Raw genomic sequence first — 17,488 nt, 5'->3', positions numbered from 1 at the left:
ACTCCTTTTCCCATTATAAATTGAAAATTTAATTAGTGGGGATTTTTTCCTATACAAATCCGATTTTTACGATATAAAAAAAGACTGCCGTATTTCGGCAGTCTTAATCGATAAATTCAAATTCATATTCAAGAATTTTTACAATATCTCCGTCTTTTGCACCACGTGCACGAAGCGCTTCATCAATACCCATTCCGCGCATTTGACGAGCGAAACGACGTACAGATTCATCACGTGAGAAGTCTGTCATCTTGAATGTTTTCTCGATATCGTAACCAGAGATAACAAACGTGCCATCACTTTCACGTGTAATTTCAAATTTAACACCTTCAGTATCAAATTTGTACATTACACTTGTATCAGACTCATCCGCAACTTCATGTATTGGGAATTCTGGTGTTGTTTCTATTAAGTTCGCTACTTCAAACAGTAAGTCACGAACACCTTGTCTTGTTACAGCTGAGATTGGGAAGATTTTTACTTCGTCTCCCACTTTCTCTTTAAATGCTTGTAAGTTTTCTTCTGCATCTGGCATATCCATTTTGTTTGCAACAACAACTTGCGGACGCTCAGTTAAGCGAAGATTGTATTCTTTCAATTCATTATTAATCGTTACGTAATCTTCATATGGATCACGGCCTTCTAAACCAGACATATCAATAACATGCACGATTACACGTGTACGCTCAATATGACGTAAGAATTGGTGTCCAAGTCCGACGCCAGCATGTGCGCCTTCAATTAGTCCTGGAAGGTCAGCCATAACGAAGCTGCGGTTATCACCAGTTTCAACAACACCAAGATTCGGAACGATTGTTGTGAAGTGATACTCTGCAATTTTCGGACGCGCTGATGATACAACAGATAATAATGTAGATTTACCTACACTTGGGAATCCAACAAGTCCAACGTCTGCTAGTACTTTAAGTTCTAGAATAACATCACGCTCTTGACCTGGTTCCCCGTTCTCAGCGATTTCTGGCGCTGGGTTCGTAGCTGTTGCGAAACGTGAGTTACCACGGCCACCACGGCCACCTTTTGCAATTACAGCAGTTTGTCCATGCGTTACTAAATCGGCAAGAATTTGACCAGTTTTTTCATCTTTTACTACTGTTCCTGGCGGAACCTTTACAAGTAAATCTTCAGATTTACGTCCGTGCTGACCTTTACTCATTCCGTGCTGACCGCGATCAGCTTTGAAATGACGTTGGTAGCGGAAGTCCATTAATGTACGTAAGCCTTCCTCAACTACGAAAACAACATCTGCACCTTTACCTCCGTCGCCACCTGCTGGGCCACCTTTTGGTACATACTTCTCACGACGATACGCAACCATACCATTACCACCGTCGCCGCCTTTTACATATATCTTGACCTGATCTACAAACATTATTTCACCACACTTTTTTCAATTGGTTGTAATATAACTGAGACTTCTTCGTCTCGCACTGTATAAGAAATGGAATACCATTTATTGTTTTGGGTCGCAAGCCAATTCTGTAGTTCTTCTACACTCGTTAGCTTACCACGAAAATCAAAAAAGAAACGAGCATTATCCGCGTCACATTCAATTGTGATACAAACATAATTTTCAACATATACGTCTAAACTATGCTGAAGCATCGAGAAAAATTGATTCGTCCATGTACATACAGTCTCATCTAAGTGAGATAAGTTATGTAATTTCCCTAATACTTCGTACTCCAATAAGCACGGCTGCTGTTTCCAATTATATGTTAAAATCCACTCTGAAAATAAAGGCATTGATAGCCCCATCAGATTGGATTCTTGTCTCGCTTCTTGGACAAAACGATCGATGAGACTATGAATTTCTTCCACTTTTCCAAGGGAAAGGTTTCCTTTCACCATCTGCATACGATTGAGCCAATCATGTCTTGAATGGCGCAATGCATCTATAATTGTCCATTTTTCATTCATTTAGATACCCCTTAATATAGAAAAACTCTAACCTGCACTCAGGTTAGAGTTTTCCGTGAGTTCTTATGCTTCTTGAGCAACAGGATATACGCTCACTTGTTTGCGGTCACGACCAAGACGCTCAAAGCGTACTACGCCGTCAACTTTCGCGTATAAAGTGTCATCGCCACCACGACCAACGTTAACACCTGGATAAATTTTTGTACCGCGTTGACGGTAAAGAATTGAACCACCTGTAACCGTTTGACCATCTGCGCGTTTAGCACCAAGACGTTTTGACTGAGAGTCACGACCGTTCTTTGTACTACCTACACCTTTCTTAGATGCGAAAAACTGAAGATCTAATCTTAACATACGTTACACCTCCTGCACTTTTTCTATTAAACGGATATACTTTCCGTAATCAAGTTCGATCGTCTTAAGCGAAACAACTAATCCTTCTAAAAGCGTTTGTGCTTTTTCTGCTGCATGAACGTCTAAATCATTAGGCAATTCATACGTTAAGAATCCGCCATCACTTCCGAGTTCAATAGTTGCTTGCACATTACAAAGTTCTTCCACTGCATTTATAGAACCAAACACAACCGCTGTAGTTCCAGCACAGACAAGGTCTTGTCCATGTGGCGCATAATCGGCATGTCCAGTCATTTTAAATGATTGGATACTTCCTAATTTCGTGCGACTTATCGTAATTTTAATCATGTTAACCAGAATTAAGCGTTGATAGCTTCAACAACTAGCTTAGTGTAAGGTTGACGATGACCTTGTTTCTTACGATTGTTCTTTTTCGCTTTGTATTTGAAAACGATGATTTTCTTAGCGCGACCTTGTTTTTCAACTTTCGCAGTAACTGTTGCACCTTCTACAACTGGGCTACCAACTTTAACGTTTTCGCCACCAACGAAAAGAACTTTGTCAAAAGTAACAGTTTCACCAGCTTCAACATCTAATTTTTCAATGTAGATTGCTTGACCAGCTTCAACTTTAATTTGTTTTCCACCTGTTTCGATAATTGCGTACATACTTGCACCTCCTCTTAATTACTAAGACTCGCCAAAAACGAGGTAGACATAAATGCCTTTAGGGAACCTGTCTTGTGCGGTTGTAGCATATAGCCGTTTAGGTGCTATAAACTATAACATAAAGATGTTATCATGAATCATAGACGGTTGTCAATAAATGTTCTGCTAACTATTTTTTCCGTTCTACAATTTCTTTTTTACTTCCAAAACGAACGATAGCATACTTTTCGATAATATCATCTTTGAAATAAATTTCAAATGGAATATTTTTTTGTAATCCTTTTTGCAAAAACTGTTTTTGCAGTTCTTTAGGCGCAGCGATTAATACTGCTTCATCTTCTATATTGCCATATGTGATTAGTTCTCTCTCTAACTCATACGCAATTGTTTCATGCGACATCACATAACCCGTCGCTTTGCAAGGTACACACTCTTTTAATAATACGTCCCGTAAAGAATGCTTTTTACGTTTACGTGTCATTTCCAAAATCCCTAGCTCCGTAAAACCGAGCACCCTTGTATATGTTCGGTCATCTTGCATAGCAGCTATGAGACATTCTCTTACCTTTTCTTTATCTTCTCTTTTTTTCATATTAATAAAATCAATTAATATCATACCACCAATATCACGAAGTCTTAATTGGCGTGCAATTTCTTCAGCGGCTAGCTCATTTGTGCGAAGTACTGTATCTTGTAAATTTTGTTTTCCCGTAAACTTGCCCGTATTCACATCAATTACAGTCATCGTCTCCATTTGTTCTACAATTAAATAAGCACCATTTGGAAGCCAAACAATTTTTTGGAGTGCTTTCTCAATCTCACGCTCTATTCCAAAATGGTTAAACATCGAAGACTTTTCATTATAAAAAGATACTTTTTCTTTTCCAACTTTGTCTTCTAATTCCTTTACTATACTTCTTGTATCTACAACTACTTTTTCAATTGTTTCAATTGGGTTCTCTTGAAATACACGATCTAAAAAGGTCGCCGGTCGATGAAGTAATAACGGCACCTTTCCTTGACCCTCTTTTCTTTTTAACTCTTCATACAACTGTTGTAATCCTTGCATTTCAGCTTGTATTTCTTCAATTGCTCCTTTTTCAGAAGCAGAACGGAAAATGTACCCCCCCGTTCCCTCTATTTCAATTTGGAGTAACTGTTGTCTTCTTTTATTATTTTTTATTTTTCGAGAAACAGCGCGCATCTCATCAAACGGCATATAAACGACATATTTCCCGGTAAATTCTATATTCGCTGTCAATTTAGGCCCTTTCGTATCAATTGCCTCTTTCACAACTTGTACGAGTATCGCTTGCCCTTCATGTATACGATAAGAAGATGGTACATCATCGTATGAAAGGTAAGCATGTTTTTCTAAACCGATGTTTACAAAAGCTGCATTCATTCCAGCAATTGTTCTTACGACACGTCCAACATAAATATGCCCAACAATCTCTTGCTCTTCATTACGTTTCCATAAAAACTCAACAATCTTTTTCTTCTCTTCAATTGCAACGCGCTTTTCCGAACCAGCGTAATTCACATATAACGTTTTCAAAATTATTTCCTCACTTTATAATCTTCTTTGCTTTTACAATAATAAAAGGTTAGTGCTATCGTCAACACTAACCGATTAATTCTTCAACTGATGAAGTTGTTCGTTTTTCAGTAAAATATGCATAGAGCAATTCATTTTCATCCAATGTGTAATGCTCTTTATATTTTCCACGGACGATAATAGAATGCTTATATCCTCTACGAAATTTTGTGAAGATCGTATATAAACGATCTTCCGTTTGCACTTCAATAGGTGCAATCTTTTCGATTCCTCTTTTGTTTCCATAATAACGTTCTAATAAAAAACGCATAAATGCATACCGTCTTTGTTTCCACTCTTGATATAATGACACTGCTAAAAATATGAGTAGTACCCACATCATAATATTGTTACTATTCCAAAGTAACTGCCATCCTAATATTACACTAAAAAAAACACATGACAATTGCATCATCTTTTCATGTGCTTGTAAATAAGGGAAACGATATGATAATACATTAAACAATACTTTCCCGCCATCTAACGGCCAAATAGGGAGTAAATTGAATGCTAAAATAATTATATTATTCCACATAAAGAAATAATATAAATCTGCATTCAGCCAACCAGCTTTGAACAACATATAACCTACCAGCATCATCCAAACATGTTGAATCGGTCCTGCAATTACGACAACAAGTTCCTCTTTCAATGACTTATTACCATGTTCCTCAAGCTCGGCAACGCCACCAAACGGCAAAAGCTGAATTCTTTTTATACGCCAATTATAGTGTGCTGCTGCAAAAGCATGCCCAAGTTCATGAATAAGAACAATACAAAATAACAGTAGTAACTCTTTAAAACGCGCAGTAAAAATACCAATGACAATAATAACCCAAAATAATGGATGCACGGAAATTTTCGTTAAAACGTCCCTATATTTAATCAAATGATATCACCTGGATCGGATCAATAAATTTCTCATTCTTTTTTATCGCGAAATAAAACTTTCCATTTTTATCATTTGTATCATTACTCACCGTTCCAATTTTTTGTTTCTTTGAAACGTAATCATATAATTTCACTGACATATCGTTTAAGTTTGCATACCATGACTCCGTACCATCTGCATGTTGAATTTGAACTGTATTTCCAAGTTCCTCTTTCTTGCCTGCAAAAACAACTAACCCTTCATTTACTGACTCCACTTTTGCATTTGTAGCTGTTTGGACAAATACACCTTGGCCATTTTTTTGAAACCCTTGCATTACTTTTCCAGAAGCAGGAATTGCATAATCTTTTTGCTGAATACTTCCTTCTTTTTTCTCGTTCGGCGAATAGAATACAAGCGGTTTTCCAAATTGCTTTTCGTACCATTTCGCTACAGTAGCAAACTGAAATTCCTCTTTCATCACTTTTTCTGTAACAGCTTTAGCCCCATTGAATGAAGAAGGAGCATTCTTATATAAAATAGCAACCGAAAGAACTAATATTGCTGATAATAAAACTTTGAAGAAAAAGACTTCCTTTCGAAATAAGGGATGCATTTCCTTTTCTCCATCTTCAATAAATACTGCTTCACTATCAAAATTCCCTCCGTTAAAATACTGCTCTTCCTCCATCCTTTCTTGCTCGGCCTTCCTTTTTGCAATCCGCTTTTTAATTTCTTCTACGCGTCTATTCTTCATACTGTCTCCTTTCTTTCGTTAAGCTAATTTCATTTAGAAACAGTTGTATACAGTTTGTACATATGTATGAGCTAAGAAAGAAAGATATTCGTGTGAAGAAAAAAGAAAGCACCTCGCATATGTGCGAAGTGCTCTTAACGGATTCCAAAGAAGTTTTTCACCTTTGCAAATACCGATACCTTTTCTTGTTCAAATGCTTGTAATGGTACATTCTCACCTAACAAGCGTCTTGCAATATTACGATAAGCCAACGCTGCTTTTCCGCTTGGTTGCAACGCCACAGGTTCACCTGTATTTGTAGCTCGAATAACTTCATCGTCATCTTCGACAACACCAAGAAGCTCGATTGACAATGTACGTACAATTTCATCAACATCTAACATATCCTGTTCATGAAGCATATGACTACGTACACGGTTAATAACAAGTTTGGGTGGTTCAATATCCTCTTTTTCTAAAAGCCCAATAATACGATCCGCATCGCGCATTGAGGATACTTCTGGAGTCGTAACAACGATTGCTTTATCCGCACCAGCTACCGCATTTTTAAATCCCTGCTCAATCCCCGCAGGACAATCAATTAATATGTAATCATAATCTTGACGTAATACTTGTATTAATTCATCCATTTGTTCAGGTGTTACCGCTGATTTATCACTCGTTTGTGCTGCAGGTAATAAATAAAGATCATCAAAACGTTTGTCTTTAATAAGAGCCTGAGGTAAACGGCAACGCCCTTCAACGACATCAACAAGATCAAATACAATACGATTTTCCAGCCCCATTACTACGTCTAAATTTCGAAGACCGATATCTGTGTCAATTAAGCACACTTTCTTTCCAGATAACGCTAGGGCCGTACCAATGTTCGCAGATGTAGTAGTTTTACCTACTCCGCCTTTTCCAGATGTAATTACTATTGCCTCTCCCACAGCTATACAATTCCCCTTTCTAACTTTGTTAAATTAGGTCTAAGATGAGTGAGAAGTTGCAGGCGATCGACAACAATGTGATTGTTCTCATTAATATACGCACATTCTGCCGCCTCCGCTCCGTCTTCTTTCTCTTCCGGAGCCCGCATTGCCACATCACTAATTCGAAGTTGCATCGGGTTCATAACAGATGCAGCGATTACAGCATCCGAATCCCCATAATACCCAGCATGTGCAATTCCTCTTAATGATCCTACGACAAAAATATTCCCCCCAGCGATAACCGTTCCGCCTGGATTAACATCTCCAATTAACAACAAATTTCCTTTTACATGTAAAACTTGTCCAGAGCGAACAATTTTGGAAATAGGGACAATTTCTGTTTCTTCTTTCCAAGCTATTGCTTCTGCTTTAGTGATAACATCACTTTCAATTGAATCCACAACAAGATTCTTTTTATTACGAATTAACGTACGAATCTCTTCTTGTTGGACTTCTGTTAAATAACGATTTCCTACTTTCACATGCACTTCAATTAAAGAGCGCCCATCACCATCGTAGTAATGTGTAGAAAGTTTTTCGTCTAATTCCATCAATAATTCTGAGAATGAACAACAATCATCTAAATGAAGCGTTATCCCATCTTTTGTCCCTTTTATCGTTACATTTTGTTGCTTTTTTTCTTCCACTAAAGTTCACCCCACCGATTCAATTCGACATAAAATTAGAAAATCCTTTTTTCTTTTTCTTCCATCGCTTTTGAAAGACGCACTATATATCGTCTCAGTGGGAAACAAACTATCAATAAGAAAATAGCATTTAACAATAAAGTAGAAAGGAGACGATCTGTGAAAAAGACATACGCTGGCATATGAGTACGTCCTAATAAAGTTAAGAATCCATACACATAATACTCTAGTGCTACAACGCTAGCTAATATGATAGAAACAACAATAAATAAATTCAATTGTAGTACTTTCATCACACTATATACTAAATAAGCTAAAATCGGATAAGCAAAAATATATATCCCGACAAGTTCTGTGTATACGGTATCAAATAAGAAGCCAAATAATAGTCCGTAATAAATCCCTTGGACCGGACTATAATACACTGTAATAAAACATAAGACGATTATAAAGAAATGCGGTGCTGCTATGCTGTCTTTCCAAAACACATCCGTTGGAACAACAGTAGCAAACATATTTTCAAATAGAAACACAAAAAGGAGCAAAAGAGGAAGAGCTGCTCTTTTTAATATCTTCATCATCTCTTCTTCTCCTCCTATTCTAATGGCGCTGAAGGTGTTGCACGTTTAGCAACCGTAATATGCTCTACGTCATTTAAATCAGCGGCAGGTTTTACATAAGCTGTTTTTGTTAAGCCATATGCATCCGGCTGAACTTCAACGATTTTTCCAATTACAAGACCTTTCGGGAAAATATCACCCAGTCCAGATGTTACAACTAGTTGATCTTTCTCTACCGGTGCATCAGAGCCAATCTTTGTGAAAAGAAGTAATTGCTTTTCTTTGTCATAACCTTCAATCAATCCAAAGATTTTCTCTTGCCCTTGTACAATAGCAGAAACGCGATTTGTTCGGCTCATAGAACTTAGTAATTCTACTGATGATGTAAATTGAGATACACTTTTCACTCTTCCAACTAACCCTTGTGAAGTTACTACAGCCATATCTTTTTTAATTCCTTGCTGTGCCCCTTTATCAATTCCAATTAAATCGTACCATTTATCTGGATTACGAGAAACAACAGTAGCTGGAATTTCAGTATACCCGCTATTTAACTCTTTTTTACCAGTTAGCTCTTGTAACTTCTTGTTATCATCTTCTAATTGTTTTACTTTCCCTGATAGACCTGCATAATTATCTAATTTTGCTTTTAATTCTTTATTCTCTTCATACGTGCGCTTTACATCCTCTACATTTTCGAAGAATCCAGCTACGTATTTCGCTGGCTTTTGGAATACACGTTCTACAACACCGACAGTATCTTTAACAAACTGCTCTGGCCATGTTAAACTGTTCCGTTCTTTCAATGAGATTCCAATCAATGCCACGAGAAGAATAATACTAACCAACAAAACAATTAATCTTTTGTTTAAGAAAAACTGTGGCACGTTCACACCCTCTTAATTTCACTGATTTTTATTTTGCAATATTATCGAGCAGCAGTTTTGAAAAGATCGATATTGTCTAATGCTTTACCTGTTCCAATTGCTACGCAATCTAATGGATCTTCTGCAACAAGAACTGGCATTTTCGTTTCTTCACTAATTACTTTATCTAAATTACGTAGTAATGCCCCGCCACCTGTTAATACGATACCGCGGTCCATAATATCAGCCGCTAATTCAGGTGGAGTTTTTTCTAACGTATTTTTAACTGATTCTACAATCGCATCTACTGTATCTTTTAATGCATCTGCAATTTCTTCTGGCTGAATTAGTACTGTTTTTGGTAAACCACTTACTAAATCACGACCGCGAATTTCCATAGGCTCGATACCTTCTGGCTCGCCTGCAGAACCAATTTCTAATTTTAATGCTTCAGCTGTTCTTTCACCGATCATTAAGTTATAGCTTTTCTTAATGTACTGAATGATTGAATCGTCCATATCATCACCAGCAACACGGACTGACTGGCTTGTTACAATACCACCTAGAGAAATAATTGCAACTTCTGTTGTACCGCCACCGATATCAACAACCATACTACCAGTTGGTTCCCAAACAGGTAAGTTTGCACCAATTGCTGCTGCAAATGGCTCTTCGATAGGATAAGCATCACGAGCACCCGCTTGACGAGTCGCATCGATTACTGCACGTCTTTCTACAGCTGTAATACCAGATGGTACACATACCATTACATACGGCTTACGTGAGAAGAAACCGTTTGATTTTTGAGCTTGTTGAATGTAATATTTCATCATTGTTGCAGTTGTTTCATAATCAGCAATTACACCGTCTTTCATCGGGCGAAGTGCCACAACGTTCCCTGGTGTACGACCAATCATTTGTTTTGCATCGCTACCTACAGCAACGATTTGTTTCGTATCAGTTTGTAATGCAACTACTGAAGGTTCACGTAAAACTACACCTTTTCCTTTTACATATACAAGCGTGTTCGCAGTTCCTAAGTCTATTCCAAGATCGCGAGTAAATCCACCAAATCCAAACATATTATTTATCTTCCTTTCTTGTTTTCACGGACTCATTTTTTCTTACTTTATATTATAAAAACAGTACGTTTTTTATATCTTTATCCTTTTTGTAGATAAATTTCTACAAAAAACTCATAAATCACATTATAAAACAAAATAAGTAAAAAGCATAGTCTTAAATATGACCTTTTTCCTTTAAACTCACGAATTTATGGTCACCTATTATAATATGATCAAGCACTTCAATTCCGATAATCTGGCCGCATTCTACTAAGCGTTTTGTTACTGCAATATCTTCACGGCTCGGCGTGGGATCTCCTGAGGGATGGTTATGAAGACATATGATAGAGGCTGCTGCACGACGGAAGGCTTCTTTAAAAACTTCCCTCGGGTGTACAATTGACGTGTTTAAACTTCCAATAAAGATCGTTTGCCTATGTATAACTTGATTTTTTGTATTTAAATATAAACAAACAAAATGCTCTTGTTGTAAAAAACGCATTTCTTCCATCATGTATTTCGCACAATCTTCTGGACTTCGAATACTATATCTATTTTGATATTCTAAACGTACCATTCTTCTGCCTAGTTCAAAGGCTGCCATAAGTTGCGATGCCTTTGAAATCCCAATACCATGTATACTAATTAGCTCTTCTAATGTTGCATCTTTCAACATACGTAAGCCATCAAATTGATGTAAAATTTTATCTGACAACTTTAAAACTGTTTCTTCTTTAGAACCTGTTCTGAGTAACACTGCGAGAAGCTCTCGATTTGATAAACTTCCAGCACCTTCTAACAATAAACGCTCCCGTGGCTGTTCTTCTCTTACAACATCACGAATACCGTTCATCTCTCCACCCCTTTATTTGTTCTCTCAAAGAAAACCCCATGCAATTTTACGCATGGGTTACATCAATATCAAATTGTTTTAATTCCCGAACGAGACGTGCAATTGGTAAGCCAACTACACTATAGTAGTCCCCTTGAATATTTTGAACGAAAATAGATCCTTTACCTTGAATCCCATAACTACCGGCTTTATCAAGAGGTTCTTTCGACGCGACGTATGTATCAATTTCCTCTTCTGTTAACTCCCAAAATGTAACTTCTGTACGCTCATAAAAAGTAACCGTTTTTTCTTTTGCTATAATCGCAACACCTGTATACACTTCATGTGTTTTCCCTGATAGTAATTGTAACATCTCTTTCGCCTCATCCTCATTAGAAGGCTTACCAAGAATACGCGACTCATATGTAACAATTGTATCTGCACCTAACACAATGTGATCACTATTATTTTCTGCCACCGCTGATGCTTTTTGCAAGGCAAGCGACATTACAATATCAGAAGGCGATGAATATGCACCAATTGTTTCCTCTACTTCACTTACAACGATTTCAAATGGCACACTAGCTAACTCAAGCAATTCCTTCCTCCGAGGTGACCCTGAAGCTAAAATTATTTTTCTCATATTTTCTCCTTCCTTTCTCACATGAAGCAGAACAATTTATATTAATCGTATCAAAGGAATAGTTTGCCCACAAATGAAAGAAATATTAATTTCTCTAACTAAAATAACACTTCTTTATTGCATACGATTATATTCCTGTCATAGAGAAAGCACTTTGCTCTAAATTCAAAAGAAAAGAAAGAAGTACATGTACTTCTTTCTTACTCATTTTATTATCCTATCATTTCACTTTCTACGAAACAATTTTTTCATACGAGAGTAAACCATCAATAATAACTTGATTTAATTTCGCCAAAGATTCCTTATCCATCTTCCCATCTTTTACTGTTTGTACAGCTACCGACGTATACATATACAGTTTCTTTGCTTCTTCTTGTTTCATACTTTTCCCTTCTTTTTCAACCTTTTTCCATTCTTTTTCAATTGCTTCTATATCTTTTGCGCTGCTTTTTCCACCAACTTGTACGCTAGAAGCATATTTTGCTAAATGAGTGTATAATGGCTGCACTTTTGTTAAAAATGTCCCTACTTCTTTATCATCTTTCAGCAATGCTTTATCTGTTATATCCCAGTTCTTTTTTAAAACGGAGACACCATCATTTTTATACTTAGTCATTAATTGATTTATAGACTGTTCATCGCTAGCAATACCAACAACTATTGCATACTTATCACCGCTCGGTCTCAAAGCACCAATGCCCCCATTGCCTTTCCATTCTTCAAGAGCTGCCTGTCCCTTTTCTTCAGAAGAATAAAGCCCCCCTTGAACAAAAAATAATTTCATCGGATCCAATGACGTTCCTGCCTGTGCTTTTTGTTTTTCTTCTTTCGGTGCTGGTGTTTGTTCTGCCGTTCCACCCACCTTTGATTCTCCATTTCCAGTCGGCCTTGAAGCTGTCACTTCACTTCCTCCTGTCGTTCCTTGTCCAGTAAGTAAATGAAGCATCCCCATTCCAAACGCCGTACCGATAATGATTGCAGTTGCAACGATTACAATTAATGTATTACTCCACTTCTTTCGGTATTTTTCCACAGACATTGATTTCGCTTTTTGAAACGGAACAACATTTTTCGGTCGTTCACTTTCTACTACCATCCATTCAAATTCATCTTTCTTTTTTTCCTCATACTTCGCTTCTGTTCCATTCACTTTCACTGAGATCGTTCGTGATTGCTTGTCCATACACTCACACCTCACCTCTTATCGTTGTCCGCATCATATCATATTCATTTCATAAAAAAACGAGATATTTGTCAGAGGAATTCGCCAAATAACCCTATATATTTATCTTATATGTATGCATTTGACTTCATTTGTAGAACAAAAAAACTAGATAGCAAAGACTATCTAGTTTTTCTCGCGAATATATTTTCGTACTTCAGAAATGAAATAAAGAGAACCTGTTATGATAAAAACATCATTTTCTGCTATCATTTCAACTTTTGTATCAATTGCCTCTTTCCAATTTTCAAAAACTAATTTTGATTCTTTCTGTGAATATGATGCAAGCTTATCAGCAGAAATAGCACGATCAAAGGCGAATGTTGTAAAAATAATTTCATCTGCAATGGTTTCTAATTGACCTACCATGTTATGTAATTGTTTATCACCAAGGGCAGTAAATAACACTATTACATTTTTATCTTTGTAATGCGCTTCTACTGTTTTCACAAGGCTTTCGATACCTTCTGGATTATGAGCACCATCTATAATAATATCTGGATTACTTTGCAGTTTTTCAAAGCGTCCCACCCAATACGCTTCCTGTAATCCAGTTCTTATTTCTTCTTCCTCAATTAAAAATGATAAGTATGTTTTTACATACATGACTGCCATAAGCGCAAGTGCTGCGTTTCCTACTTGGTGGCTGCCTTTCATTGTGATTCGCACATCTTCAAAAGAGGCGAAAGGACAAGTGAAATCGAACTGTTCTCCATCTTCACTAGACTGTTTATGTAATGCTGTAAAATGGTTGTCCATCTCGTATAAGTTTGCATGATTTTCCTTTGCAACATTTTGAATAACTTGCAAAGCTTCTTCATCTTGTACACCAGTAATTACCGGCACGCCAGACTTAATAATCCCCGCCTTTTCATATGCAATTTCTCCTAGTGTATTTCCTAAAATATGCATATGATCGTGACCGATATTCGTAATAATCGTGAGAACAGGGTGTATAACATTGGTAGAATCAAAACGTCCCCCAAGCCCTGTTTCAAATAAAACAACATCACAGAAATTGAATTTGCCGAAATAGCAAATCGCCATAACAGTAATAATTTCAAACTCTGTCGCTTCCCCTAAATCCGTTTCATCTAGTTTTTCCACGACTGGTTTTACCAGCTTTACAAGTTCAGTAATCTCTTCGTTTGCAATTGGTGTTCCATTCACACTAATGCGTTCATTAAATGATTCGATGTAAGGAGAGGTAAACGTTCCTACCTTATATTTCGCGCCTTCTAACATGTAACGCATATATGTTAACGTTGAACCTTTTCCATTTGTACCAGCAAGATGAACACATTTTATATGACGCTCTGGATTTCCAAGTTCTTCTAACATCCATCTCATTCTTTCTAATCCTGGCTTAATTCCAAATTTCAATCGGCTATGGATCCACCCTATCGCTTCTTCGTATGTATGTATCACGTATGTTTTTCCCCTTTCAAAAGACAACTTTCATAGTTCTATTATACGCAAAGAAAAGAGACTCACCAATATAGTGAGTCTCTAAAAACATTTTTACTTTTCAAGATCTGCTAGACGTTGACGAACTGCTTCGCGTTTTTCTAGGTAATCTTGCTCTTTCGCACGCTCTCCTTCAATAACCGCTGCAGGAGCTTTCGCTACGAAACCTTGGTTAGAAAGTTTCTTCTGTACACGTTCTACTTCTTTATCGAACTTCTCAAGTTCTTTCTCAAGACGAGCTCTCTCTTCATCAAGATTGATAAGATCAGCTAACGGTAAGAATAACTCTGCACCTGATACGATTGCAATCATTGCCTTTTCTGGCGCTTGTAAGTCTGTTTGAATTGTTAACTCGCTTGGGTTACAGAAACGCTCAATGTAAGAGCTGTTTTTCGTAAGTTGAGCAAGTACAGCCTCATCTTTTGCTTTAATTTGCATTTGAACTTTTTTGCTCATTGGCGTATTTACTTCTGCACGGATGTTACGAACAGAGCGAATGATATCAACTAGAAGGTGCATTTCTGCCGCAGCCTCCGTATCTTGTAAATCTTCGCGAACTGTTGGCCACGCAGCTACTGTAATAGACTCGCCTTCATGCGGTAAATGTTGCCAAATTTTCTCTGTTACGAATGGCATGAATGGGTGTAATAGACGCATTGTTTGATCTAATACGTAAGCTAAAATAGAACGAGTTGTTTTCTTAGCTGCTTCATCTTCACCGTATAGTGGAAGTTTCGCCATTTCAATATACCAATCACAGAAATCGTCCCAAATGAAGTTGTATAATGAACGACCAGCTTCACCGAACTCATATTTATCCATGTTACGTGTTACGCTTTCGATTGTTTCGTTTAAGCGAGTTAAGATCCACTTATCCGCAACTGATTTTTCACCAGTTAAATCGATTTCTTCATACTTCATATCATCCATGTTCATTAATACGAAACGTGATGCGTTCCAAATTTTATTAATGAAGTTCCAAGTAGATTCTACTTTTTCCATGCTGAAACGTAAATCTTGACCTGGTGCACTTCCTGTTGATAAGAAGAAACGCATTGCATCTGCACCGTACTTCTCGATAACACCCATTGGGTCAATACCGTTACCAAGAGATTTACTCATTTTACGACCTTGCTCGTCACGAACTAAACCGTGAATTAATACATCTTTAAATGGACGCTCGCCTGTAAACTCTAAACCTTGGAAAATCATACGAGATACCCAGAAGAAGATGATATCATAACCCGTTACTAGTGCATCTGTTGAATAGTAACGTTTGAAGTCTGCTGAATCTTCATTTGGCCAACCAAGTGTTGAGAATGGCCATAACGCTGAACTGAACCATGTATCAAGTACATCGTTATCTTGATTCCAGTTTTCAATATCTACTGGTGCTTCTGTACCTACGTATACTTCACCAGTTTCTTTATGGTACCAAGCTGGAATACGGTGTCCCCACCATAATTGACGAGAAATACACCAGTCATGAATATTTTCCATCCAACGTAAATATGTGTTTTCAAAACGCTCTGGTACGAACGTTACTTTTTCTTCTTCTTTTTGTTGAAGCGCTACTGCTTTTTCAGCAAGTGGAGCCATTTTTACGAACCACTGTGTTGATAAATAAGGCTCAACAACTGCACCGCTACGCTCACTATGACCTACTGAATGCATATGTGGCTCGATTTCTACTAATACGCCAGCTTCTTGTAAGTCTTTTACTAATTCTTTACGACATTCGAAACGATCCATACCGTTATACTTACCAGCTTTTTCGTTCATTGTTCCATCTTCGTTCATTACTAAAATGCGTGGTAAGTCATGACGGTTACCTACTTCAAAGTCATTCGGGTCATGAGCTGGTGTAATTTTTACAACGCCCGTTCCGAAATCTTTTTCTACGTACTCATCAGCAATAATCGGAATCTCACGGCCTACGATTGGAAGTGTAACTGTTTTTCCGATTAAATGTTTGTAACGATCGTCTTCTGGATGAACTGCTACTGCTGTATCACCAAGCATCGTTTCTGGACGAGTTGTCGCAAGACGAATATGACCAGAACCATCTGTTAACGGATAGTTCATATGGTAGAATGCACCTTGAACTTCTTTATGAATTACTTCAATATCAGAAAGAGCTGTACGTGTTGCTGGATCCCAGTTGATGATATATTCACCACGGTAAATTAAGCCTTTTTCGTATAATTGAACGAATACTTTATTAACCGCATCTGATAAACCTTTGTCTAATGTGAAACGTTCACGAGAATAGTCTAGTCCTAAACCAACTTTCCCCCATTGTTGACGAATGTGAGAAGCGTACTCTTCTTTCCACTCCCAAGCTTTTTCAAGGAATTTTTCACGGCCAAGATCGTAACGTGAAATACCTTCTTCACGAAGTTTTCCTTCTACTTTCGCTTGTGTTGCGATACCAGCATGGTCCATTCCTGGAAGCCATAGTACATCGTATCCTTGCATACGCTTCGTACGAGTTAAAATATCTTGAAGAGTTGTATCCCAAGCATGACCTAAGTGTAACTTACCAGTTACGTTCGGAGGTGGAATTACAATTGTATACGGTTGTTTCTTCTCGTCTCCTGTTGCTTCAAAATATTTGCCTTCAAGCCACCATTGATAAAGGCCTTCTTCAACGGACATATGATCATATTTAGTTGGTAAATTCTTTTCCGTGTTTGACATTATTTTCCCTCCTTAAAATAAAAAATGTCCCTCATCCAAAAAGGACGAGGGACATCGCGGTACCACCTTTATTTACAAACAAATTCATAATTTGCTTATACTCTTAATTTGATAACGGACAAATCCGTCTTTTCCTAATAAGAACTATTCTGTTCAGAAAAGATGCTCCAGGGCTACCTTCTAACATAACTATCTAGAGAATCTCCCAGCTAATGATTCTCCTCTCTGAAGACGTTTCATGTTATACTCTTCCCCTTCAAGGCATTTATATGATTGTTAATTATTATATACAATAGTGTAAAAAACGAAACCTTATTCGTCAAGATAA

The 17,488-nt window shown here is 37.4% G+C and carries 18 protein-coding genes and 2 other annotated features; all 18 genes read right to left on the bottom strand.

The genetic code is table 11. The features are described 5' to 3' along the window. Window positions 1-103 precede the first annotated feature (103 nt). The 18 genes from obgE to DN404_RS12140 all read right to left on the bottom strand — a co-directional run bounded on the left by obgE (window position 104) and on the right by DN404_RS12140 (window position 17,160). Window positions 104-1,390, bottom strand: a complete 1,287-nt coding sequence (gene obgE / locus DN404_RS12225; RefSeq protein WP_000497128.1) for a GTPase ObgE — start codon at window positions 1,388-1,390, stop codon at window positions 104-106. Beyond that, window positions 1,390-1,938, bottom strand: a complete 549-nt coding sequence (locus DN404_RS12220; RefSeq protein WP_001003584.1) for a sporulation initiation phosphotransferase B — start codon at window positions 1,936-1,938, stop codon at window positions 1,390-1,392. The genes obgE and DN404_RS12220 overlap by 1 nt, the downstream gene beginning before the upstream one ends. Before the next feature lie 63 nt (window positions 1,939-2,001). Further along, on the bottom strand, window positions 2,002-2,292 hold the full coding sequence (rpmA, locus tag DN404_RS12215; protein ID WP_000944958.1) for a 50S ribosomal protein L27: 291 nt from the start codon (window positions 2,290-2,292) through the stop codon (window positions 2,002-2,004). A 3-nt stretch (window positions 2,293-2,295) separates the two neighbouring features. Then, the gene (locus DN404_RS12210; protein ID WP_001973720.1) at window positions 2,296-2,640 is read right to left on the bottom strand and encodes a ribosomal-processing cysteine protease Prp; all 345 of its coding nucleotides are present in this window, start codon (window positions 2,638-2,640) and stop codon (window positions 2,296-2,298) included. Window positions 2,641-2,651: 11 nt separating this feature from the next. Then, window positions 2,652-2,960: a 50S ribosomal protein L21 gene (gene rplU / locus DN404_RS12205; RefSeq protein ID WP_000270907.1), complete on the bottom strand. Its 309-nt coding sequence runs from the start codon at window positions 2,958-2,960 to the stop codon at window positions 2,652-2,654. Between the two features lie 14 nt (window positions 2,961-2,974). Continuing rightward, window positions 2,975-3,052 (bottom strand) — a sequence feature (ribosomal protein L21 leader region). 77 nt (window positions 3,053-3,129) lie between these two features. Further along, the gene (locus tag DN404_RS12200) at window positions 3,130-4,518 is read right to left on the bottom strand and encodes an Rne/Rng family ribonuclease (protein ID WP_000855491.1); all 1,389 of its coding nucleotides are present in this window, start codon (window positions 4,516-4,518) and stop codon (window positions 3,130-3,132) included. 67 nt (window positions 4,519-4,585) lie between these two features. Then, the gene (spoIVFB, locus tag DN404_RS12195) at window positions 4,586-5,446 is read right to left on the bottom strand and encodes a stage IV sporulation intramembrane metalloprotease SpoIVFB (protein WP_000599058.1); all 861 of its coding nucleotides are present in this window, start codon (window positions 5,444-5,446) and stop codon (window positions 4,586-4,588) included. After that, entirely contained in the window at window positions 5,439-6,185 is a 747-nt protein-coding gene (gene spoIVFA, locus DN404_RS12190; RefSeq protein ID WP_000797471.1) for a stage IV sporulation protein SpoIVFA, read from the bottom strand. The genes spoIVFB and spoIVFA overlap by 8 nt, the downstream gene beginning before the upstream one ends. A 134-nt stretch (window positions 6,186-6,319) precedes the next feature. Further along, the gene (gene minD / locus DN404_RS12185; protein WP_000503309.1) at window positions 6,320-7,117 is read right to left on the bottom strand and encodes a septum site-determining protein MinD; all 798 of its coding nucleotides are present in this window, start codon (window positions 7,115-7,117) and stop codon (window positions 6,320-6,322) included. A gap of 2 nt (window positions 7,118-7,119) precedes the next feature. Continuing rightward, window positions 7,120-7,806 (bottom strand): septum site-determining protein MinC, encoded by a 687-nt coding sequence (gene minC, locus DN404_RS12180; protein WP_000391521.1) that lies wholly within the window; start codon window positions 7,804-7,806, stop codon window positions 7,120-7,122. Window positions 7,807-7,841: 35 nt separating this feature from the next. Next, window positions 7,842-8,387, bottom strand: coding sequence for a rod shape-determining protein MreD (gene mreD, locus DN404_RS12175; RefSeq protein ID WP_000975766.1), 546 nt, complete (start codon window positions 8,385-8,387; stop codon window positions 7,842-7,844). A 14-nt stretch (window positions 8,388-8,401) separates the two neighbouring features. Continuing rightward, window positions 8,402-9,253 (bottom strand): rod shape-determining protein MreC, encoded by an 852-nt coding sequence (gene mreC / locus DN404_RS12170; protein ID WP_001135488.1) that lies wholly within the window; start codon window positions 9,251-9,253, stop codon window positions 8,402-8,404. A gap of 41 nt (window positions 9,254-9,294) precedes the next feature. Continuing rightward, complete coding sequence (gene mreB, locus DN404_RS12165) at window positions 9,295-10,314, bottom strand: cell shape-determining protein MreB (protein ID WP_000466736.1); 1,020 nt, start codon at window positions 10,312-10,314, stop codon at window positions 9,295-9,297. Window positions 10,315-10,471: 157 nt separating this feature from the next. Next, complete coding sequence (gene radC, locus DN404_RS12160) at window positions 10,472-11,149, bottom strand: RadC family protein (protein WP_001013390.1); 678 nt, start codon at window positions 11,147-11,149, stop codon at window positions 10,472-10,474. 46 nt (window positions 11,150-11,195) lie between these two features. Continuing rightward, window positions 11,196-11,771 (bottom strand): Maf family protein, encoded by a 576-nt coding sequence (locus DN404_RS12155; RefSeq protein WP_001226291.1) that lies wholly within the window; start codon window positions 11,769-11,771, stop codon window positions 11,196-11,198. 232 nt (window positions 11,772-12,003) lie between these two features. Next, window positions 12,004-12,954 carry a hypothetical protein gene (locus DN404_RS12150; RefSeq protein ID WP_000361007.1) on the bottom strand — a complete coding sequence of 317 codons (951 nt, stop codon included), beginning with the start codon at window positions 12,952-12,954 and terminating at the stop codon, window positions 12,004-12,006. Between the two features lie 165 nt (window positions 12,955-13,119). Then, on the bottom strand, window positions 13,120-14,421 hold the full coding sequence (locus tag DN404_RS12145) for a bifunctional folylpolyglutamate synthase/dihydrofolate synthase (protein WP_000582071.1): 1,302 nt from the start codon (window positions 14,419-14,421) through the stop codon (window positions 13,120-13,122). 93 nt (window positions 14,422-14,514) lie between these two features. Further along, window positions 14,515-17,160, bottom strand: a complete 2,646-nt coding sequence (locus DN404_RS12140) for a valine--tRNA ligase (RefSeq protein WP_149215096.1) — start codon at window positions 17,158-17,160, stop codon at window positions 14,515-14,517. Window positions 17,161-17,197: 37 nt separating this feature from the next. After that, window positions 17,198-17,429: a binding site (T-box leader), on the bottom strand. Window positions 17,430-17,488 lie beyond the last annotated feature (59 nt).

This window comes from Bacillus sp. TE8-1, assembly GCF_008368855.1.
Classification (GTDB): Bacteria; Bacillota; Bacilli; order Bacillales; family Bacillaceae_G; genus Bacillus_A; species Bacillus_A cereus.
The sequence above is the reverse complement of the archived record's forward strand: the minus strand, read 5'-3'. Positions and strand labels throughout refer to the sequence as shown.